The 22,871-nt window shown below is 64.2% G+C and carries 13 protein-coding genes; 5 read left to right on the forward strand and 8 right to left on the reverse strand.

The genetic code is table 11. The features are described from left to right. Positions 1-996 (forward strand): RNA-guided endonuclease InsQ/TnpB family protein (locus JFB92_RS17045; protein ID WP_233163432.1); only part of this gene is annotated, 996 nt, incomplete at its 5' end. Between the two features lie 35 nt (positions 997-1,031). Here the strand turns inward: JFB92_RS17045 and JFB92_RS17050 are convergent. From JFB92_RS17050 to JFB92_RS17060, 3 genes are all read right to left on the reverse strand, one after another. Then, positions 1,032-1,868, reverse strand: coding sequence for a type II CAAX endopeptidase family protein (locus JFB92_RS17050; RefSeq protein ID WP_199041556.1), 837 nt, complete (start codon positions 1,866-1,868; stop codon positions 1,032-1,034). A gap of 239 nt (positions 1,869-2,107) precedes the next feature. After that, on the reverse strand, positions 2,108-2,284 hold the full coding sequence (locus JFB92_RS17055; protein ID WP_199041559.1) for a DUF397 domain-containing protein: 177 nt from the start codon (positions 2,282-2,284) through the stop codon (positions 2,108-2,110). Next, entirely contained in the window at positions 2,281-3,108 is an 828-nt protein-coding gene (locus JFB92_RS17060) for a helix-turn-helix domain-containing protein (RefSeq protein ID WP_199041562.1), read from the reverse strand. The genes JFB92_RS17055 and JFB92_RS17060 overlap by 4 nt, the downstream gene beginning before the upstream one ends. 284 nt (positions 3,109-3,392) lie before the next feature. Here JFB92_RS17060 and JFB92_RS17065 point away from each other — a divergent pair, with 284 nt between their 5' ends. Next, on the forward strand, positions 3,393-3,713 hold the full coding sequence (locus tag JFB92_RS17065; RefSeq protein ID WP_199041565.1) for a hypothetical protein: 321 nt from the start codon (positions 3,393-3,395) through the stop codon (positions 3,711-3,713). A 260-nt stretch (positions 3,714-3,973) separates the two neighbouring features. Here JFB92_RS17065 and JFB92_RS26675 read toward each other — a convergent pair whose 3' ends face one another. From JFB92_RS26675 to JFB92_RS17085, 4 genes are all read right to left on the reverse strand, one after another. Beyond that, the gene (locus JFB92_RS26675; RefSeq protein WP_199041568.1) at positions 3,974-5,422 is read right to left on the reverse strand and encodes an ATP-binding protein; all 1,449 of its coding nucleotides are present in this window, start codon (positions 5,420-5,422) and stop codon (positions 3,974-3,976) included. 1,171 nt (positions 5,423-6,593) lie between these two features. Beyond that, entirely contained in the window at positions 6,594-12,470 is a 5,877-nt protein-coding gene (locus tag JFB92_RS17075; RefSeq protein WP_199041571.1) for an RHS repeat domain-containing protein, read from the reverse strand. 53 nt (positions 12,471-12,523) lie between these two features. Next, positions 12,524-16,936 (reverse strand): LamG domain-containing protein, encoded by a 4,413-nt coding sequence (locus JFB92_RS26680; RefSeq protein WP_199041573.1) that lies wholly within the window; start codon positions 16,934-16,936, stop codon positions 12,524-12,526. A gap of 357 nt (positions 16,937-17,293) precedes the next feature. Continuing rightward, positions 17,294-18,622 (reverse strand): outer membrane protein assembly factor BamB family protein, encoded by a 1,329-nt coding sequence (locus JFB92_RS17085; RefSeq protein WP_199041575.1) that lies wholly within the window; start codon positions 18,620-18,622, stop codon positions 17,294-17,296. Between the two features lie 489 nt (positions 18,623-19,111). Here JFB92_RS17085 and JFB92_RS17090 point away from each other — a divergent pair, with 489 nt between their 5' ends. From JFB92_RS17090 to JFB92_RS17100, 3 genes are all read left to right on the forward strand, one after another. After that, positions 19,112-20,659, forward strand: a complete 1,548-nt coding sequence (locus JFB92_RS17090; protein ID WP_199041577.1) for a ferredoxin reductase domain-containing protein — start codon at positions 19,112-19,114, stop codon at positions 20,657-20,659. Between the two features lie 189 nt (positions 20,660-20,848). Then, positions 20,849-21,427, forward strand: a complete 579-nt coding sequence (locus JFB92_RS17095) for a hypothetical protein (RefSeq protein WP_199041579.1) — start codon at positions 20,849-20,851, stop codon at positions 21,425-21,427. A 147-nt stretch (positions 21,428-21,574) separates the two neighbouring features. Continuing rightward, positions 21,575-22,129: a uridine kinase family protein gene (locus tag JFB92_RS17100; RefSeq protein WP_199041581.1), complete on the forward strand. Its 555-nt coding sequence runs from the start codon at positions 21,575-21,577 to the stop codon at positions 22,127-22,129. Between the two features lie 114 nt (positions 22,130-22,243). Here JFB92_RS17100 and JFB92_RS17105 read toward each other — a convergent pair whose 3' ends face one another. Continuing rightward, positions 22,244-22,867 carry an ATP-grasp domain-containing protein gene (locus JFB92_RS17105; protein WP_307789195.1) on the reverse strand — a complete coding sequence of 208 codons (624 nt, stop codon included), beginning with the start codon at positions 22,865-22,867 and terminating at the stop codon, positions 22,244-22,246. Positions 22,868-22,871: the final 4 nt, after the last annotated feature.

A 22,871-nucleotide genomic window follows, 5' to 3' on the forward strand; every position in this document is an offset into this window, starting at 1 on the left:
CTGTCGGGGAGACGTGCCGGGGCCAGGATGGGTCCGCCGAGGTTCAAGCGGCGCTCGAACACGCAGTCGGCCCGGTACACCCGCAACGGTTTCGCCCTCCGGTCGAACGGCCGGTTGTACGTAGCGAAGGTCGGAGAGCTCAAGGTCGCCTGGTCGCGGGAACTGCCGTCAGCACCGAGCTCAGTGACAGTAGTCAAGACGCCGACCGGCAAGTACTATGCCTCGTTCGTGGTCGCGCTCGATGATGGCGCGGAACTGCTGGAGCCACTGGCCGACCCCGAATCGGCGACCGGGATCGACCTGGGGCTGGGGTCGTTCGCGGTGTTGCGGGGCGGGAAGGTCATCGAGTCGCCGAAGTTCTTCCGCAGGATGGAGCGGAAGCTAAGGAAAGCGCAGCGGGAACTCTCCCGCAAGGAGAAGGGCTCGAAGAACCGGGCGAAGGCCCGCGTCGAAGTCGCGAGAGTGCATGAACTGGTCAGGAACCGAAGGGACGACTGGCTCCACAAACAGGTCAAGACGATTGTTGCCGAGAACCAAAGCATCTACGTCGAAGACCTGTGCGTACAGGGCCTGGCCCGTGGCCGAGGCGCGAAGAGCGTGCACGATGCCGCGCTCGGCCGGTTCCTGACGTTGCTGGAGTCGAAAGCGGCCCGTGCGGGCCGGACGTTCGCGCGCGTGGACCGGTTCTTCCCGTCCACGCGGTTGTGCTCTGCATGCGGATCGCTGACCGGCCCGAAGGGCCTGAACGGCCTGTCGGTTCGGAAGTGGGCGTGCGGATGCGGCGCGGTCCATGACCGCGACGGCAACGCGGAGATCAATATCCGGCGCGAAGGACAGCGCCTGGTGCAAGAACACATGGTCGCCGCCGGGCAGGCGGAGACTCTAAACGCCCGTGGACAGGACGTAAGACCAGGTGTGCCTGGCGGACCTGGAAACCCCCGCGATGGGAAGAAGCAGGAACCCACCCGTACCCTCACCGCTCAAGCGGTGAGCTAGCCGGGAATCTCCGTCCTTTAAAGGCGGAGAGGATGTCAATGGGGCAGTGTAGCGGTGGCTTCGACCTGCTGGACGCGGCGACCGCGCGGCACCAGATGGCCGCGGCGGTGGGCGATCCACAGGAACACGCCGGTCCTCACCAGGGCGAAGACGAGTGTGTACAGGCTGGCCTCGGGGCCGAAATCGCCGCCGGAGAGCAGGACCGGGCCGGAAGTGGAGGCGTCGAGGATGCTCTGCGGAGTGCCGTTGCCGGAGACCTCGGTGCTGAAGATCCCGGAGGCGGCGAAGTTCCAACCGAAGTGGATGCCGATGGGAAGCCACAGTTTGCGGGTGGCGATGTAGGCGGCCCCGAGCATCGTGCCGGCGGTGAGGGCTATGACGACCGCGCCCCACAGGCTGGCGTTCGGGTTGAGCAGATGCATCGCACCGGAGACGACGCTGGTGAACGCCAAGGAGATCCAGGTGCCGACGCGCTCCTCGAGGATCCGCTGCACCACGCCGCGAAACAGCAGTTCCTCGGTCACAGCGGCGGCGGCCATGAATCCCACCAGCCCCACCGCGCTGGGGGCCGAGCCCATGCCGTGGACGTGGTAGCCGCCGAGGAATGCGATGTTGAGGATGACCATCACGAACAGCCCGATGCCGATCAGCGTTCCCCAACTGGTCGAGGCCACTGCGCCCTTGCGCCCCACCTCAGTAGTCGGACGCTTCTCGGTGCGCCGCACCACCCACCCGTAGATCAGCACCCCAATCGCGCTGACCAGCAGGCCGAGACCGAGGGTAGTCCAGGGATTGTCCTGAACCGCGGCAACGGCCATCCCACCGAACGCGAAGACCGCGAAGACGGCCAGAAACTGCCAAACGAACCTCATGAAGACTCCTCCTCCAGTGACGCGGCCGGGGTGCCGCGACTGGTCAAAACGCTACGGAGCAGCGTGCCCGGAGTCGTCACCAAAAGGAAGACACTTGCAAGTAGCTCGCAAGGGGGACAACCTCACCAGGGCAACGAGAAGCGGCTCCCGGCGGGAACCGGAAGCCGCTAATCTGGGTCGAGATGTCGAGTCGAAGATGCGTCGCTCGGTGGTGGAATGCCGGAGGGAGCCGACAATCGCTACCGGGCGGCGCGCTTCAGGTTCTCGAAGTCGGTGAGCGTGAGATCGAAAATCGGGGACTCGTCCCCCAGCTTCGAGTCACGCACCTGGAACCCGCCCTCGACAAGACGCAGCTCAACGCAGTTGCTCTGCTGGTTGCCCTGGCTTCGCGACGACTTCCGCCACGGCGTTGTCATTTCAGGTACTCCCTAATCGATTCGGATCGTTCCCGGGCACCCTCAAAGGTGCGCTCGTAGAGAGACACTACGTCGGGCTGCTCGATATAACGACAGCCGTCCACCGAGTCGAGATACACGAACGGGGGCAAGTCAGGTGAGGCCGTAAGGAGAGTGAACGATCCGGCTACAGCGGCGTGGAGGCCGGTAAGCACGCGGATCGAGGCATTCGGCATCGCATCGACTTCGAGCATCCTCTCAATCTGGCCGTCACGGACCTTTCGCGGCAGCTTGGAAAGGTAGACCATTGCGGCTTCGCCGAGGAGGAACTCAATCCCGGGGCGGTGGTTGTCGCCGAAGATGAGCTTCTGGCGATGGGCCCGCAGGCCGAGGATCTGCTCGGCTACCTCTTCAGGTGCCGGAAGCTGGACGGCCTGCAACTCGACGAGATATTCGGGAACTTGAAGCAGCCCGGGGATGATCTCGGCCTCAAAGGTCCTAATCAGCGTCGCGACCTGCTCGGATTCGAGGAACAAGGGGAAGTCCGGGTTGACACTCTCTCGACTGCCGGTGTCGAAGTATGCCTCCCACCAGCCTCGCTCTCCGCTGCGGACGAACAACGAGAAGATATGCGAGCGCTCCTGATCGGCCACTTCGAAGTGGTCGCACAGCGCCTTGATGACCGGCTGCTTGGTGCCCTGAGTGCCCTTCTCGATCCGGTCGATGGTCTTGCGGCCCATCCCGATCGCTGCAGCAGTCTGCGCCGGAGTCTCACCTTTGGCTTCCCGCAGGCGCCGGAACCGGATACCCATTGCCCTACGCGCGAGAGTCGGATGCTCACTCATTGTATGAGTGTCGCACATGCGGCGCCCATGGCCGTCTCCGGCATGGTCGTAATGGCATGGGCCAAAACGGCCACTGCGTTTTCTCTTCCCTCAGGGTTACATTCCGTCCTACGGTCGACCTGTGGCCGCCGAGCGCAACCACGAAGAATGGCGGGTCGCCGGTCCGAATGACATCTACCCGGCGGCCCGCCTCCCGACCAACAGAGACGGAACCTCTGATGACGAGCACACCTAGCGTACGGACGACTTCACCCGGCAGACAAACACCCAAGGCTCCCGACCGCATGGACCTCGTGACCGAATGGGAGACCCGCAGTCGCGACAAGATCGAGGTCTACGCCGACCGCGCCGAGCACGACGGCTACGTGATCGCGATCGGCCCCTACGGCGCCGAGACCGCCGCCTACCTCAACGACATCGATCTCGATTCACCCCACATCGAATGGTGCGGGCGCTTCTCCAACCTCTCCGAGCTCTGGCGATCCGACCAGACCCTGATCGTCCGGGCGGTCCTCGCCGCCTGGGAGTCCGCGGTCTTATCCGGTCGTCTCGAGGTCGACTTCCCAACTTCCCTTCCCGGGGCCGCCGCGCGCCAAGGTCACTGAGCGGCGGCCCCACCCCCGGGCCGCCGTGTCAACCTCCCAGAACACGGCGGCCCACCCAGGCCCGGCGCGATCCGCCGGCGAGCGCACTCGGTGTGCACAGGCCGGGGCCCGGCCCTTCGATCCCGTCCCGATCCGAGGAGCCGGGCAGCGCTCGACAACCAGACTCCGGCAGCGGGGAAGGGGCCGCCGCCGGAACCCCGGGGCCGCCGCTGACCCGCTGGCCCCAGGCATATCTCATCCCCGTAGAGGCGACAGACCGACTATCTCCATGCTGCGAGGACGTCTTCGGGCCGCCAGATCAAATCGATGTCGCTGACGTCGGTCCGGGCGTCGATACCTGAGCGGGTGACCACGACTAGACCAGTGGTCGACTCGTCGAACCCGGGAACCAGTGGTGCCGATCGCAGCAGTTGGCTCCGGTCGTGGCCGTCGAAAGGACTGTTCAGCCACTTGATGGATCCGATGAAGCCGATCCGCCCTGCGACGGGAGTTCGATCGGTTCCGATCAGGTCGAGTTCGGGGTCGAATTGCCGATTCCACCAACCTCCAACCGCGTCGATGCCGTCCCAAGGCAGGGACCCTTCAGCGGCGGCCATCTGGAGCGAATCCCTCACCACCGGTTCGACGGCTCGTCCGCGCCACGACTCCCAGCTCCGTCGTACATACTGATACGCCTGCTCGGGGCGCCCGCGCTGCACCATGTCGAACGCGTGGCGAAGGCAAGCCAGATAGAACTGGAGATTCGTATTGCCGATCCGATACAACGCCGGTTTCCCCGGTCTGGTCGAGAGCGGAGAGTCTTCGACCACCGCGTGCCTCTCCCGCATCAGGCGATTCATGATCGGCGTCAAGGCACCCGACGGCAGACTTCCCTCGGCATTGCCTGCGGCCGAGGCGATATTCTGGCGGGTGCGACTGCCACCGCCGATCGCCTCGATGACCCGGCGAGTGTGATCCGGGGAGGGAAACTCCGCCATCAAGGACTGTGCGGGCACCCCGAACAGGCTCGATCCGGGATCCTCGCATTCTGACCGGAGGAAGTCCAGTGCCGTCGCGCCGTGTGCCCACTCCTGAAGGATTCCCGGCAGCCCCCCGCTGACAAGGTGGGCGTCTATGGCGTCAGCGGCTTCAAGACCAATAGCCGTAGCGACTTCCGCCGGGTTCAACGGCAGTAGTCGCAGCGTGTCGGCCCGGCCGTAGAAGGGGCGGTCATAGGCGGTGAAACGCTCCATCATATGCAGATCGCTACCGAGCAACAGAAGCAGCACCGGCTTGGAACTGAGTCTGCGGTCCCAAGCGGTCTGGAGCGCTCCGTCAAACATCTTGTCCTGCTCTGCGGCCCAAGGCACCTCGTCCAGAACGACTATCGAAGGCGCCTGCGGCAACAGAGAATCGAGGGCGCGGAAGGCATCCGGCCAACTGCCGGACCGCACTGACGGCACCGGCGGGCGGTCAGCGGCCAACGACGACGCTCGCAGTTCGTCCACGAAGTCGTCGACCGCGAGCGCCGGGGCAGCCCCCTTGGAGGCCGTCCAGAAGCAGTAGGGCAACCCCGATCGGTCGCAGAACTCCTGCACAAGCCTGGACTTACCGACCTGACGACGCCCACGGATCGCCATCGCGGCCCCTCTGTCGGTACGGTCGATCCGATCAACACGTTTTTGCAGAACTGCAAACTCCCGCAATCGCCCAACAAACTCGCTGTTCACCAGCGCCCTCCATCCAGTAAATTGAATCTAGCTAAAAATATTTTAGCAAAGTGAGGACGAAAGTCAGGCACCATGCGGGTATGTCGTCCGCCCGGGAAGTCCCGAACGGCACCGTCACGACCTCGATGCGGGCTGATCATCATCATGGCGAGGAAGAGGGCTGCAACACACAGAAGTCTCCAGGCCGCCGAGACCTTGGGATCGCCTACGGGCTCAGGGCCGAGCCTGCCGACCGCCGTTAGCTCAGTCAGTCATGCACACCCCAGGGAGCTGCCAGAGAATCACTCCTTGATGCGCCTGTGATCGTTGATGCTCAGCGCCAGACTCCGTATTCCACCGGCAGCTTCACGAAGCATGCGAACTCGCCCGTTAACGCCGCCCCAAGTCGCCAACAAACTACTGTCCGGATTCTCCAAGGCCACTCACGCACATGATCGCCCAGGCCGTGCTTGCGCTGTCATTGGGCCCCAACCGATCTCAAACCACCCCTGCCCGGCGAGCCACCCGCAAGGCAAACTCACCCACGCCCTGCTTCCGCAAGCTCGCGATCGGCGCCCTCCGCCTCGCCGGGCTCACCAACCTCGCCAAAACGACCAGGAACAACCGCTACGAACACACCCGAACATTCCATTCATCGGAATACCAACATAGCCGTCAGCAAGCAAACCCGCCCACGCCCTGTCATAGGTCATGACCTTCGCCGCATCCCATTCTTTCGCTGGCGCCTTCGCAGTTCCAGTCCAGCCGGATTCTCCCTATCATATCTCGGCACCAGGAATCTCGGTCTCCCATATAGAATTAGGACGAGAGCCGCAATTGGCCACAGAATCGAGCTCAATACAATTATTGCTATAACCACGTTTCTCACAGTTCCAATGTCGGACTCAGGAAATACCCCAGCGAACATAAGCATTGATGCACACGATATCGACAGAAAAATCAAGCCAAAGTATCCTACTAGGACAATGTGGGCGCGATGCAAATTCGCCGATACCCACTCTGGCAAGAAATACTGTCTTCCAATAGTTCGAATTCGGTGGAGCACCTTTGCATTTCCTCGCCAAATTTTGACTGCGGCGACCAGGCTCACAATCAAAGGGATTCCCATGACAAGCCCCACCTTCAGAAAGTCAGTAGCAGCTTCATTCATCGATTGACCCCAGAATTCCTATCATTCTTCCGGTTTACAGCCGCAGATCTCGTCGTATGCCCATCCAGCTACAAATGCACTTCCGACCCCAATCGCTGCCGAGCAGGTCCATACACAGAACGCACCGGCAATAAGCCCGACACCGACCCCAACACCTCCCATTGTTGTAGCTTTTCCAATAGCATGTCCAGTCGAGTATCCGGACGCGTAGTTGACTCCAGTGTCAACCGCGACTCCGACCGCAGGGAAGAATTTCGCAGCATTTGAGAGCGTCCCAAACTCTTGAGATCCGACAAGATCAGCAAATACTCCTGCGACCGTGTTCGAGCTACCATAGTCTCCGGCATCGAGTCCTGGAATTTCTCCTGAATTTGACGGCGCTGCCGCAATGCTCATAACATTCATCGCGTTCGGATTCTCGTATGCCAGTTGCGATCCGCTACCGTCCTTGCGGAGAAGTGTGATCGATAGCAAGACAAGGAACTCATCACCCACGCAGATGTCCATATCCTTGTGACAGCTGGTCCCCTGGAGAAATTTCATCTGGGCATAATGATCGCTGTCCCAGTCAAGAGTTATCTCCCAGGTCCCCGTATGACCCGCATAATATGCGTCGTTCCACGCGGCCAATCCGCCGACGTCAAGGACTTCTGCGCCGAATAGAGTCTCAATTTCTTCAGGAGTCACTTCAGGGTAAATGTGCGGACCGTAGACGGGACCGGACCCACCAGTGTATTGGCTTGAGGTGGTCGCTCCGGTGCCGTAGCCTTGGCCGCACTTGACTTGTTGACACTGTTCACGAGTTTTGGGACTACCATCTCCGTTGTGATACGAGCAGTCCCCGTCGATGCAGGATTGTCCGTTTATAAAACCGGGAGTCAGTCCGGTAGGGTCGGTCATGCCGATTGGGTTGTTGTTGGCGTAGGCGTAGCCGTTGATTTGCTGGGAATCCGTGAAGTGCTGGATGGGGTCTCGGGAGATGAACCTTCCTGTAGTTGGATCGTAGAAGCGGGCTCCCATGCTGACCAGGCCGGTGGGGTCTTCTGTGCCGGTGTGGAAGCCTTGTTGGGTGGCTGTCCAGTCGACCGATTCGCCTCGGGTTTTGCCGAAGGGGTCTTGGCGGCGGTAGGTCAGGACCATCGTGGCGGCGCTGATCGCCCAGGCCGCTGTTCCCTGGTGGGTCGTTCCGATCCAGGTCAGGCCCTCGTCGGTGGAGCGGGTGGCGATCATGTCCCCATTGTGGCTGTAGGTGCGCGTCGCATGCACGATGCCCTGCAGGTCGACCGAGATCTCGTGGCCGGCCACGAACAGGTTCTGGGCGCCGTCCGGGTCGATACGACCGATGCGGTTGCCCTCGCCGTCGTAGACCATGCTCGTCGTGCCCTCGTCATCAGTGATCGATGCGAGTTTGCCCTGCGCGTTCCAGTCCAGGGTCTCCGTGGCTCCGTCGATGGTCCGTTCGGTCAGGTTCCCGGCCTCGTCCCACGCGTAGTCGTTGGAGCCGGTCTCGGTGGTGACCGTGTCGATCAGGTGGGCCTCGGTGTCGGTGTAGTCGTACGTGGCGGTCTCACTGCCGCCTACGATGTCGTGCTGCGTGACCGAGGTGCGGTTACCAGTGACGTCGTAGTCGTACTCGGTCCAGTACGCGCCCGGACCACCGACGTCGTCGCTGTCAAGCGCGGCCTCGTCGACGCACTCGCCGGTCCCGGCCTGTGCCCAGGCATCGGTCAGCCGTTGCAGGTAGTCGTAGACGAAGCACTGCCGCTCCGGCTCGCCCGGCGAGTCCGTGACGCTGTCGGCAATCGAGGTTATGTTCCCGGCCTCGTCGTACTCGTACGACAAGTGCGCCACCAGCGGGCTGGAAACCGAGTCACGCGAGAGCCGGTGCTCGTCCACTCGCCGAGTGCCGTCCTCATACGTCCAGGTCTGATAGACCTTTTCACCCGCGACATCGCCCAGGACCCGCTGGGCCAGTTCACCCCAGGCCGTGTACGTCGCCTCGGAGACGTAGTCGACATCAGGCGTCCCGTTCTGGAACATGCCGAAGACGCGTTCGACCTGCCCCAGGTCGTTGTAGTGGTAGGCCACCGTTTCACTACCGATTCCCGAGACCTGCGGCAGATTGGTGTTGGACACCGAACCGTCCGGCAGGTAGAACTGCTGAACGTTGTAGGAACCGGCCAAGTCCTCTAGGCCGGAGAGTTCGGGGATCCACTGGGTCACCGACGTCGGTCGGCCCGCTTGGTCGTACTTGCGGACCTGGGTGATGATGTTCTGCCCGTCGACGATCGAGACCGACAGATAAGGCAGGCCGAGGCCGCCTTCGACGCTGTCGTAGCGCCAGGCGTTGATCCACTCGCCGGTCTCCTCGTCACCCGCGAACAGGTTGCGCTTGCGGCCCAGCTCATCGTAGGTGGTGGTGAGGGTCTGACCCCTCGCGTCGGTCGTCTGGACCAACTGCCCGGCCACGTCATAGACCGCGGTGGTGGTGCCGGTGTCGGGGTCGGTGGCGCTGGTCTGGCGGCCCCGCAGGTCGTACTCGTACGACCATTCGTTGTCGGCCGGGTCGGTCACTGTCGCCAGGTTGCCGCGGTGGGTGTAGTCGTAGACCGTGGCATCGAACTCGCCCGAAGCGGTATCACCGTGGAAATCGCGTTTCTCGATCAACTCGCCTCGGGCGTTGGTGATCTCAGCGGTCGGCGTCGCCCCGTCTGGCGGGATTGTCGAGACCATCCAGCCTTCGGTCGAACCGCCGTAGACCGTCTCGGTCGCATGCAGGATCTCCTGATGCGACATGAACTCCTCCAGCACCGGGCGGCCCGCGCCGTCATAGGTGTAGAAGGTGCGAGCCTGGTCCTCGCCTTGCGAGACGGCGACCAGACCGGTCCCGGGTTCGGCCTCGACATCCCAGTTCGGTCCGGAAGTCCACAGCGTCAGACCACGGGTGTCGTACTCGACGCCGGTCACGAGCCTGCCGCCGACCGGGGTCGGAGTCTGCGTCTGGACCTCACGCAGCAGCGAGTCGTACAGCACGACCCCATCGAGCCTCTGGGTACCGGAGGGCGTGACGGCGTAGCTGGTCACCGCCGACGGCTCGGTGTTCGAGACCTTGTATTCGTATGCGGCCGTCGGGACATCGGGGTACTCGGCCTTGTCCCACCCGGGCGCCCACGCGGCGACGGTCCGGCCCAGCGGGTCGTAGTCGATCTCGGTGACCCGGCCGTTGGCGTCTTCGGTTTTGACCGGAAGGCCCCTGGTCTGGTCGGAATACACGGTGGCCGCGTGGCCCAAAGGATTCGACGTCGTGACCGACTCGAGCAGACCGCCGTCGGCTGGAGTGTAGGCGGTAGTGGTCGTCCGGTCGAGCGCATCGCTGGCGGATATGACGCGGCCGAGCTCGTCGTAAGTCGCGCTCATCGTCTCGACCAGCTCCGGAGTACCGCCCTCGTAGGCGTCGACGACTTCGGTGGAGGTGAGCAGGCCCCGCGTGGGCTCGGCATCGCCGGAGGGGTCGCCGTCGTAGTGGAACCGTGCGTCACTGACCAGGTCGTCGGGATAGGACGGGGTCTGGTCGCAGGCGACGGCCACGGTCTCGGTGCGGCCGGGCAGGTCGTAGCGGTTCGCTTCGGGGTTGTCGTTATACCAGGTGCGGGTGCATCGCTGGTCGTCGCCCACGTCAAGATCGCCCAGGTCGGAGACGGTCGTCGGGCGGCCGAGGTCGTCGAACTCGGTGACCGTGCGGGTGCGGCGCCAGGTATCGGAGTCCGCGTCGAGGAATTGACGGGAGTCGCTTCGTTCTTGGCCCACATACCAGGCCTTGACGCTGCCGCCGTCGTGCTCTCGTTCGGCGGCGAGGCTGGTCCAGTAGCGCGACACGCTGGAAGAGATGATGCCCGACTCGTCGAAGGAGGCCGTCTCGAATCCGGACCCGGTCAGCGCTTCGTGGTCGGCGACCGTGTTGCCTTCGGCGTCGGTCAGGTCCACGCTCATCGTTCCGGTGCCGTCGGCTGCGGTCGGTTGGCCGTCCATGCCGCGGTAGTAACGGGTCCGCTCGGTCAGTTGCGGTCCGTCGTTCGCATCGCCGGTCTTGGTGGTGACTTGGGCAAAACCGCGCCACTGGTTGAATGTACGCAGGTCATCGGCGGTGTGCTCCGAGTCATCCCAGGCCCAGAGTTGCGAGGTACCGCCGCCGGAAGAACCGTAGGTGTAGTGCGTGCGCACCGGCACCTGCCCGCCCGTGGTGTCGAACTCGGCGACCTGGGTGACCACGTACTTGTGGAACCACTCTTCCTCGTTGCCCTCGTCGGCCAGCACCGGATAGCAGCGCTGGTCGTTGGCGGTCGCATCGGGCAGGTCGTCCCAGACGCACTGCGGTGAGGAGTACCAGATGCCGGTGACCGAGCCGGTCTCGGAGACGATCGCGGTCATGCGGGTGCGCCACATCGACGGTGTGCCCTCGGAGTGCTCGACCCGGTTGGGGAAGGCGATGCCGGCGAAGGTGACCGGCGGGGTCGACTCAGTGCCGCCCACGTGACCGGTGTGCTGGATCGACTTCAGCCACAGCACGGTGTCTTCGCCGTCGCCGTAGTCAAGGAACTCCTGGGTCAGGGCCCACGAGTCGACCTTGGTGAACGATCCAGTGCCGTCGGGCACGTGCGTGGCGATCTCGGAGAGCCGTTTGGACGAGAAGAACGCCGGAGCCAACTGGTCGGTGCATGGGGCGAGGCCGCAGTCGGTGTCCCAGGGGGTCTCGGGCCAGCTGTCCTCGATCGGATCGTCGCCGTCGTAGCAGTCCGACTCGCATCGGTCGGTGTAGTCGAAGGTCACCCGTCCCGCCTGGACGGTCTCGTCGTCGGCGCGGAGCCCGTAGTCGATGCGGTCCAGCCGCACCGAGCGGTCGAACACGGCCCGGTTCTCCTCATCGGCCGCCGCACCGTAGTGGCCGGTCTCGGCCGTCCATTCGAACCGGGCCCGGTTGCCGTGGACGTCGGTGATCTCATCGAGCATCCACCGGTACGCCTGGGAGCAGTCCGAGCCGGCGAAGTCGTCGGCTTTGTAGCATGCTTCCCCGGAGTGGTTGCCGAACACCGGGACCGTCAACCGCGAATCGGTCTCCCCCGCGCGTCCGGCGAAGGTGTACTCGGTGCCGTCGGCGGCGGTGAGGCGCCACCGTTCGGTAGTCGCCTCCGAGGCCGAGGCGGGATCACCGAGCCGTTCCACCTTCCAGTTCGGGTCGGCCGCGGCCACCCATTCACCGGAGTCGTCGTCGAGCACCAGCGGCGAGTTGGTCCCGTTGAGCACCAGCGTGATCGACGGCGAATCGCCGTCCCAGCAGCGGTCGGCTGTCGCCGCGGGAGTGTTGCCGCCCTCCTCGGAAGCGCAGGACGCATAGGTCCGCTCGATGTAGCCGGGCGTGTAGGACCAGCCGTCGCCGATCACACCGGCCTGGTTGTTCGACGAGGACGTGTGCCCGTCGACGGCCTGCGAAGAGTACGACAGACCGACAGAGGGCACCGGTCCCTCGGCCGGCGGAAGCTCGATGCCGTAGCCGTAGTTGAACGAGCCGGTCGAACCCCCTTGCGACCACGAGCCCGCGTGCGACAGGTCCGTCGCCGACCAGTCCCCCTTGGCGCTCGAACCTCCAGAGCCACCGGGCGAGGGGACCTCGATCTTCCCCGACTCGGTCGCCAGCCCCTGCTCGATCAGGTCCACCGGCGAGGCCGGCACCGGAGTGGTCGAGACCGGCGTACCCGGGTCGGGTTCGGTCGCGCCCGATTGCGCCTGGGCCGGCGTCTGGTAGGCGAACAGCGCCGCCGCGGCGGTCACGGCCACCGCAGTGAAGTAACGGACGGCGGTCGTGCCGCGCTTGCGCCAAGTGGTCGAGGAGTGCAGATCCATCAGGGGGCCTTTCCACGTTCGAGAGGCTGGTCTTGCGGGGAGGGGTTCCTGCGTCACAGATCCACGGGGGGTTCCTCACTGTCTTCACACTCGGCGTTGTTCGGGTCCTTCTCGAACTCGGGTCGCTGAGCGGCGAGTGCCGCGATGGTCAGCGGATCAAGCGCTCCCGACCAGGTCTGCACCTGGTCGATGCCGCCGACCATCCGATTGGTCACGGCCCCCTCCAGTTCGGCGGCACCGATCGTGAACGATCCGTCTGCGTGCCACGGGGAGTTGACGACCGGTGCCTCGCCTTGCAGTTCGCCGTCGACAAAGAGACGTATGACACCGGCACCGAGATCGACCTGCCCCACCAGGTGGTACCAGCGACCCAATTCCGTCGACTGGTCGATGTCCGGGGGCTCGTGAGCGACTACCCGCGTCCATGTGCCGGTGCCGTCGCTGTTCTGCGGCATCGAGAACTGGAAGACTCCGTCGAGCGGGCTGTAATTGAGATTGAAGGCCCCGTAATCGCCGCCGGTCTGGGAGGCGATCGTCCGGTAATCGTCCAGGTTGTCGACTCTCGCCCATGCGGCGACGGTGAACGAGTCATCGGTGGTGATCACTGGGCCCGCTGTCTCGGCGTGACTGGCGCCGTCGAGCGCCAGACCATAGGCCGCCCAGCATTCGTTCCAACGGTCGACCTCCCACGAGGGGTCCCCGTCAAAGGCCAGGTCGTTCGATCCCCAACCATCGGTTCCCTGGGCCTCCTGTCCGAGCGCCCACGTCGAGAGCCGCTCGACATGCGAGGCCGCGACCTCGTCGGCGTCGAGTGCGCCGCGCCAGATGCGGACGTCGCTGATCGCGCCCTCCCAGTGCGCGCCTCGTGAACCGTCGGCCAGGCCGGAGCAGCCCACGACGAACTCCGACGCCCGCCATGGCGCCCAAGAGTCGGCGATCATCCCCTCATCGGAGAGGTCACCGTCGACGAACAACTGGAGTTCGTTGTTGTCCGGATCCACGGTCACGGTGATCTGCGTCCAAGCTTCCTGGGAGGCGACCTCGGTGCTGGCCGCTCCTTCACTCCAAGCCGGATCTGCGGCGTCGGAGTCGGTGACCGACAAGTTCCACCGATTAGTGGAGGCGTTGTACTTGGCCATCACCGAGAACGACTGTGCCCCGTTGAAACTGAATACGCGCGGGTGCGAGACCACATGATCGTCATCCAGACGGACCCAGGCCGACACAGTGAAGGCCGCATCAGTGCGCACCGGCACCGTCCCGGACGTCGGGCAGGAGGTCCCGTCGAACTCAAGCGCGCTCTCCTCGCGCCCGTACTGGTCCGACAGCCACACCGGGGACGCCGGCATCGAGGTCAGGTCACTGCCGCGCCCCGAATGGTCGGTGCCATCTCCGCGCAGCGGATACCATGCCTGCAACGCCGAGGGCATAACCACACCTCCCGTCAGTTCGCCAATCTGCTCGGCGGTGAGCACGCCCTGGAAGATCACCGCATCATCGACCGCGCCGGTGAAGTGACCGAAGCTGCCGCTGCTACTGGTGATCCCACAGCCGATCGAATACGTGCCGGTTGCCTCCCATGCTTGGTAGGTCCACGGCCTCGACGCCTCCAACGAGCCGTCGACGTAGACGCGCATCCGCTCGGCGACCGCGTCGTAGACGGCCGCCACATGCGTCCAAGAGCCGTACTCGGTCACCGACGCATCGGCCAGCAACCTCACGCTTTCACGCTCACTCGCATCGGCCGAGAACATCACCGCACCCCAACGCCCTTCGGGAGTGAGCACCAGCTTCATATTGCTGGAGACCTCTCCGGCCACATCCATGACCGCGACCTCGGCAGTAGGAGCGGCATCCACATATACCCATCCTGCGATGGTGTAGGAATCGGTCGTGTCGACCACCGGGGCACCAGCGGCGAGGCACGTGTCGGCCGTGCCGTCGAAGACTGCGGCCGCATCTGCCCGGCCGGCCTCATCCGCGCCGAAACTCTCAGTACCGACCGCGGCCAGCTCACGGCCGCCGCCGTCATCGAGCAGGTCGCCGTCGAACCGCCAAGCCCCGACCGCCTCGATTGGTTGGACGGCGATCGTGGTGAACCAATGTGCAGTCGGACTTGATGTGTTTCCAGCCGTATCGACCGCCCAGACTTGCAGCACATGATCTGTTGAACCTGTGGTCGGGGTGACGGTCACCTTCGTCTGACCGTCGGCGGCAGAGACCGACTGCCGGGTCTGCCCCTCCAGGGCGTACTCGAATGCGGTCACTCCGTCACCGCCGACAAGCTCGAATTCCACCGGATCGCCAGGTAGTGGCTGATCGGTCACTTGGACCACGTCGGGCGGTTCGGGTGCGGTCGTATCGACCTCGATCCAACAGTAGCTAGACCACACGCTGGTCCTGAACGAATCTACTGTGCGCGCCCGCCATCGATACACCCCATCAGCCCCGGTCAATCCCGACAGCACCCGAGTGGCCACCTCTAGCCCCTCGGGGCCGGCCTCGTCCCACTCAGCCAGCAGGGTGCCAGCCTCGTTGTAGAACCCGAACCGGGTCTCGACCGTGCCCCCATCGGGATCATGCGGCGTGGCGAACAGCTTCGGAACCGCCGTGGTCACCGGCGTCGGAGACGTCTGAGTCCCGCATCCGAGTCCTTCGGTGGATGTCTCCGTCGGTACCTGCGGAAACTCGCTGACCCGGAAATAGCACCGGCTCGACCACTCACCGTTCAGCGCGGACTCACTGTCGTAGTCGCGGATCCGTGCCTTCCAGTAGTAGATCTGCCCCCGCACCAGCGATCCGCTAAGCATTGTCTCTGAATAAGCCGTACTCTCGGCCACAGCGGCCACATGCAGGTCAGCGACCACCTCGTCCTCGCCGGCCACCGGCTTGACCACACGGAAGTCCATACGCGCGTTGGCTGTCAGGTTGTCGGGCGTCTTGGCCTCAAGCACCGGTGTCAACGTGTCGATCATCGTGCCCGGGCTCGAACTCGAGCAGTTCCCGCCCTCGAGCTTGAGGCTCGTCGGCTTCCCCGCCGCGTGCGTGACCAGCAGCACCGCCGAATCAGGATCCATCTTCCGCCACTGGAACTTGTCGCCCTCATCGTCGGAGACCACCACGAAGGGCGCCGTATTGGCGCCACCACTCACCAGCGACTCGATCCGCCGCTGCAGCGCACTGCTGTTCCAGGCGATGGTCTGGTTGCTTTCATCGTAGTTCTCATTCGATGTTGGCACCGAGTCCTTCGCCACCCTGCCGACTACCTTCTCGTCGAAGGTGTTGCCAAAGGTCGCCGTGTCCGGGTCGAAGAAGTCCATGGCGACCAGATGCACGTCATAGGACCTGCCCGCCCCGGCGGTATGCGTCTGCGTGACCCATACCCCTGCATCTCGGATATCGCGTCCGGTCAGCGACTGCAGGCCGCTGAAGATCATGCCCGCGCGCCAGTACCCGAGCGCAGGGTCGTCCTCCCAGGCTTGGAGTCCAGAGCACATCACCGAGCCATTGCCGCACTGGATCTCGTTCGCGTAGCTCTCGCCGTACAGGAAGTTAGTCCATGAGACCGAGGTGTCCCGGAATTTCGGGTCGATGTAGATCGGAAACTCGACCTCCGGATCGGCCAGAAGTTCAAGGTCGGGGACAACCGTCAGCGAATCGGAATCCACCTCCAACTCCATCGAGGCCGCCCGGGGCGGCGCTTCGGCGCCGTCGTCGGAGGAGTCCCACATCCACGGCTCGGCAACGCTGTAGGCGACCTCACCCGCGGCGTCGGCCAGCGCGGCAGTGTCAGCCTCCGCGTCCGCGTGCACTGACAGTCCCTCTGTGGCCAAGCCCAACTCGATCCTTTGCAAGGACGGGTTCTCTGCCGCCTCCGGGGTTTTCACGACCAGTGCATAGGAGAAATCTGCCACTCCCGCATACACTTCGAGATCCACCTGGGGCAACACATTCGGGTACACGACGGTCGCTCTCTCGACCTCTGGTTCGGGCAGTGGCTCCGGCCACGACAGCGATACCGACTCGCCATCGGCGTTGACCGCCGTGACGAACTCGCGCTCGCCTTCGGCCCCGAACTCCAGGTTCGAAACCGTCGCCGTCGTCTCGATCCCGCCGTCTGTGGCGACCACGTTCGCATCAGCCTCGACCCACTCGCCGTCCTCATCCGGCACCCATTGGGGAACTGCCGAGAACTCGGTGGCCACCGTGCCATCGGGCTGCGCGAACGATCGGCTGGTGTAGCCCTGGGAGTCATGGATCAAGACTTCGGTGCCGCACGCGGCCGCCAACTCCAGGGCGGCCGATTCGCCGCGCTCCTGCAGTCCATCGGCAGGGGCATCGCAGTCGAGACCATCGGATTCCTGCGCAAATGCCGGGCTCACCGAGAGCGTCGCGGTGACGATCCCGGCCGTCAGTGCAGTGATCAGGGCATGTTTGAGCGTGCGGGGAGAGTGCGGGGTCTTCACTTGTCAGCCTTCAGGTGGGGGCACGAGGGCTATGGGTTCGATCCAGGACTGGCTGTGACCGAAACCGAGGCAGACGTTAGCAACATTCTGGACTTGACGCAGCCCCTCGAATCTCTCGCATCGCTTCGACCGGATTCCCAAAGGGCCTCAAGCCGACTTCGAGCTGCGAACGTAACGATTTAATAACGACCTGCTCTTGGTCGCCTATCGCCCGCATCCCCCACGTCACGGGCGGCGAGTCGGTGCGAACGATCATCGGCGCGCTGGCCGTCCACCACCGGTCCGAGCGCACAGCAGCAGATCCGCACCGGACTCGCCCCAGGTCCTGACCCACACGGATCGTAGGCGTGACTCCTGTCAGTTCGTGCTGTAGACGTTCAATGTCGAGTCGAAGTAGTCGGCGATGTCGGGCGGCGGGGAAGAGAGCCGAAGGGAGCCGACCGTTTCGCCGAGCCAGCCCGGGAACTCCGCGGTCTGCTCGCCGGTCACAGGGTCGTACAGGAGAGTGGTGTCCGTGGGCTCCATGTAGAAGGCGATTTGACCCTCCCAGATCAGGTACGGGAGGCGCTGGTCGTTCTCGGGCACGATCTCGATGGTGTCGAACTCGGCGGTTTCGGAGTCGTAGACCAGCATCAACGCGGGCTCCTCGTCTCCCTCGGCGGTGGGGATATAACAGGCGATCATCCGACTGCCGTCGGAGGCGCAGATGTTGGGAAGGGTGCCGCTCGGATAGGTCGCCAGCGTCTCGCCGGTCCGCGCGTCGAGGGCACGCAGCTCGGCCGCAACACCCTCGCCGACTTCGATCAGGAGCTGTTCGCCGAACAGTCCGACTACACCCGGGTCTTCGCAGGGGTCCAGCTCCCACAGGCTATCGCCGCTGACCGGGTCGAAACCGGTGTACAGGAACTCATGGTCGAGGCCGCAGCGAGCCTGGTCAGTGCCGGCGATGTTGCGGACGCCGATGATGGCGTTCCGTGTCGACCTGGTCATCTCGATAGACCGCTGCTTCCACAGGACTTCGCCGGAATCCAGTGCGATCGCGACGCTCATCAACGGCGCGTCCGGGGCGCCGCCTGAACCGTTCAGGACCGCCACGGAGTCGGTGGTGATCAAGTGGTGGTGGAAGATCGGCGCACAGCTGTTCTCAGGCGAAGGCGGGTCCGGATGGCCGACCCAGAGAACGGTCCCAGAAGACGCCTCTATCGCGACCAGCGCATGCTGCGAGTCCAGTTCGTCGCATTCGGACGAGGCGTCGCCCAGATCCCGGTCGAGACCTCGAGCGAGGACCGCAGGGACTCCATCGACATTGACCACCTCCACCGTGGAGGGATTCGGCGGCAGCCACCAGCTGATTTCCGTGCCGCCGATGTCTTCGCCGGTGCCTCCCAGCTCCCACAGCACCTCTCCGGTCCCCGGTTCGGATCCGACGAGGACCAAGTCGCTGTCGTCGTTCTCGGTGTAGTAGACGACCACGTCCCCCGCGACGGCGGCCATTCCCGACGTCACATCGGCCGACCAGGCGAGCTCATCGGTTTGCGAAACCGTGCCGACTTCGAGCGGCGGACCGAAATCGGCCGCAGGTGTATCGGCACTGTCGGCCGTGTTGCTCGCCTCATCGGCTCCATCGTCCGAGCAGGCGCTCAACAGCAGCGCGGCAGCACAAAGAGTGAGGATCAGGGCTTTCAATGGGATACCTCCTCCGATCGGCACCCCGGGCTGGCTCCGAACGACGCCCACAGCGTACCGCAGTCAGCGATCCGCCCAGTCCCTTCGACCGCGTGTGACGGCGCGTCAGCCGCTGTCGTCCAACTGGTTTGGAGGAAGACCGAGAGCCTGGAACGGATCACGAACCGGCCGTAGACGTCGTGCTGCCCCATTGGGGTACGAGCGGTATGGTGGCGGCATGATGTTCAACGAAACGAGCACTTCAGGTTCATGACGAGGTCCGGCGAGCGCAGTGCGCTCGATCCCGACCTCATCCCCCTTCACCAACGCATTCGCGAACTGCTCCTATGTCATCCCGACGGTCCGATTCCCCCCGGGGCGATCAAGGCACTGCGTGAGAGCGCAGCTCGATCGAGGCCCGGCAGCCGTCGGCTCGTTCCTGAACGACCCGAACTCGGCCCCGAAGGGCTCGAATCCAACCGCAAGCACAGGCGAGCGGGACTCGCGGTAATGCGGGATCTCCTCCGAGCCGCGGCACCCGGCTCGGCGGACGATCTCGATCGACTCTGCGAACGACTGCGCGGAATCCAATACAACCAGGTGCTGCGGCTCAAGCATCCCGACACCGAACTCGGACTCGAACCCGAACTGAGCCGCGTCATCGCCCTCCATCTGCTGCGAACTGGGCGCACCCGATTGGAGATCATGACCGGTCTCGATCTGCTGGCCACCGATCTCCGCGAAGAAGACATCGACCTCGTCCGCGAGATCGCGTTGCTCCAACACGGCTACGGTTTCACCGCATCGGAGATGCTCCGGGCAAGCCAGAGACCGGGACATTCGCTGTACTGGCTTGCGGTACGCTCCTCGCCCCCCGATCAGGCCCTTTACGCGGATCTGCTCGGAATGCTTTCAGCCGAGGACATGGAGGAACTGCTCACTGGGCTGAGCGTCCCGGATTCGATCGAGATCCTCCGGATGATGAGCCATCGGAGCCAGACTCCTAAATGGATCAAAGGCAGCAAGCACTTCACCACCGCATTGGCCCAGGCGGCGAAGCGGCCAGAACTGTTCGGCTCGGGCATCACCGGCCTGGTGGCGATAACGCAAGTGCGCGACGACCTCCTCTACGGCCACAGCGCTCTCCTCGACCTGGAGCAAGGCACCCGCGCCACCGTCGCTCGCGACCTACTCACGGCGCTCCGCGCCCCACAGGCGCGCGAACTCGTATCGTCGGCATTGGCGGACGACCCCCAAGACAGCGAGGCCATCTGGCTGCACCGATACATCGAAAACGCAGACGACCGGGACGGAGACTTCCCGCCCGGTCTGGCGATCCGCATCGCCACACCGGCACCAAGTACGCGGCAGGCGCCAAGGACGCACCTGGTTGTCGACGGCGTCCCTCTGGTCACGAGCCTCTTCGACCACGGTGCGGCGGGGATTCCACCTGTTCTGCTGCATAGAAATCAGGGACTTCGGACATCGGCAGAAGTACACGAGGTCTGGCTCGCCGAGGCCGACTGCACGGAAGGCTGCTGCGGAGTTCTGGCGGTCCGCATCAGAAGAGACGAGGCGACCGGTCGTGTCCTCTGGGACGTGAAGGCGACACGCGGCGGCACCGAAACCGCGCAGTTCGCGTTCGATGCACGAGAGTACGACGCCGAGGTGGCCCGTGCCGAAGCAGACTATTCGTGGGAATGGCCCGCACTGCGGGCCGCCCGAATGCTCAACCGGCGACTGCGGGATGATCCATCACTGCTGAGCCGTTGGGACTGTTGCAACTACGGGGCAGTTTCATGGAACTTCGATCGTTCTATCCTGCGGTTGATCCTGTGGCACCCCGAACCGCCCAATCCCGATCGGCCCTGGCTCCAGTTCCAGTACCGGACCGAGATCCCCGACGCGACCTCCGTCGATGACGATGCCGTAGCCGCCACAGTCGAAGAGATTCTCGAGCGGCTCCGCACCAACGACCCGAAATCGATCGGCAAACTCTGCGGCGGCTCCGAGGAGAACGCGAAGGCCCTGGGATACCCGTGGCCACCGGTTCGCTGAAGCCACCAAGACCATCGCCTCTGTCCAGGGCCGCTTCGTCAGCGGCCCTATACAGGGATACCGGACGAACCAGGTCCCGGGTGGGTGCGGCCGGCCCTACGATCAAATGAGCGGCACCGTCGCCTCAACATGCCGGAACTCCTGGGCATCGCATTCGGTCAGTCGGAACGATCCCTGAGAGTCCATTCGTTGCACTCGGACCTCGAACAGTTCGCCTCCGCCCGGTGGCGCTGGCGCGCCTACTCCTCGAGGAGAGGATCGAAGGGCGAGCGGGCCTACGCCCGGTACTGGCTCGACACCGCCGAAGGTGGCCACACGCTGCTGATCCGCAGACACCGATCCTCGGGGAAACTCGCCCTCCACTACTGCTGGACCCCACCAGGACAGGCCATCACCCTGCGCCTGCTCATCCGCGCCGCCGGGCTCCGCTGGCCTGCCGAGGAAACATTCGAACTCGGCAAGGACAATTTCGGGCTCGACCAATCCCAGGTCAGGACCTACACCGCGATCCGCCGCCACACCATCCTCACCTGCGCAGCCCTCACCGTCGGCGCTATCGTCGCCGCCGCACAGGCCACACGGACCAACTACCGTGCCCGGCCCGCGCGCCGACCAGACGAAGGCTCTCCCACCGATCCCGGCCTGATCCCGTTGAGCGTCTGCGAGGCTCGACGCCTCTGGTCCTTTCGCTACCGGCCCGAGCACCACGAATCCCACCGCTGGCACTGGTCATGGTGGACGCGGCGCCACCAGGCCCGAGCTGGATAGTTGCACCATCGCCGCAACCTCACCGTCTGGGACGAGTTCGACCAGGTCACAGACTGAATATGGCTTCGGGTCATGTCCGCGCATCGATCAGATCGATGCGCACTCCGGCCACCGGGCGACAAGTGGCCGTTCCGTAGAATCGCCTCGATGATCGACGAACTGAGCGAGCGGATCACCGCAAGGTCACCCAAGAACGGCGAGTTCCGGATGGTGGCCGTCGACGGACGCGGCGGGTCCGGCAAGTCGACCTTGACCGACAAGCTCGCGCGCTTCCTTCCGGGCTTCACCATCATTCACGGTGACGACTACTGGGAGCCGAGCCAAGACAGCGAATTCGGGTGGTTCAACGAGGATCGTTTCCACCACGACGTCGTCGAACCGCTGGGCAAGGGTCAGCGTCGCCTGGCATATCGCCCCTACATCTGGGAATCCGAGCCGCACCTGCGGTCCCAGGAGCTGGTCGTGGACGCCGGGATCGTCATCGAGCGCTGCTACTCGATCGGCCTGCCGCTCGATTGGGACTACACCATCTGGGTCGATGCCACCCCCGAACTGGCCCTCGAGCGCGGCATCGGCCGCGAACCGCACCAGGCCGAGGTCTGGGCGAACCTCTGGCTCCCCAGAGAAGACGCCTACATCGAACGCGAACAACCGAAAACCCGCGCCGACACCGTCATCGACGCAACCCTGCCCTTCGCATGAACCAGTCCCGGCAGCCTCAAAGCCGACCAGCGTCACACCCGCTCTTGAATCAAATTGCGGCCGTAGTACCGGCTCCGCGGCGCCGGGTGTACGACGGGTCGAGACGGAGCGTTGTCATGCGTCGTCTCCGCTGAAACAGCGCTGCACTGCCGCCCTGTAGACGTTCACCGCCAAGGCTCTGTGCTCGGCGGAGACGGCAGCGAAATGGTTCAAGCTGACACCGCTGTTGATCTCCATCACTCGCATGCCTTCCGAAGTAGCGACGATGTCGACGCTCATGAACGCGCCCCCAACCGCACGGATAGCGGCCATTCCCAGATCAGCCAGCTCCGAGCACAGCCGCCGCGACGTCTCGAGGCGAGGTTCGGCACCGAACCTCAGATTATGACGCCATTCGGTCGAATCGTGCGAGTCGCGGACCTTTTCGTATGTCAACAGCGCATCCCCATCGAGGAGCACGACACGGTGTTCGGACAAAATCTCCTCGAAGGGTGACACCGCCAATATGCGGTAGCGTTCCGACAGAAAGCGCGCCACCAACTCGGCCACTGAACGATTCGGTGCCCGGTAAACATCGATGCCACCGGATTCCTTACACGGCTTGATGACCACCTCACCGGGAAAGCGGGCGAGCGCACGGCTTTCACGAGAAGTGGTCGGGTGTGTGTTTCGCCTGGTGAAGCCGTTACATGATGGCGGGCTCGCTCGTTGAGATGTTCGTACACGATGCGTCTTGATGGAG

Source organism: Glycomyces salinus, from assembly GCF_016428645.1.
Lineage (GTDB): Bacteria > Actinomycetota > Actinomycetes > Mycobacteriales > Micromonosporaceae > Glycomyces > Glycomyces salinus.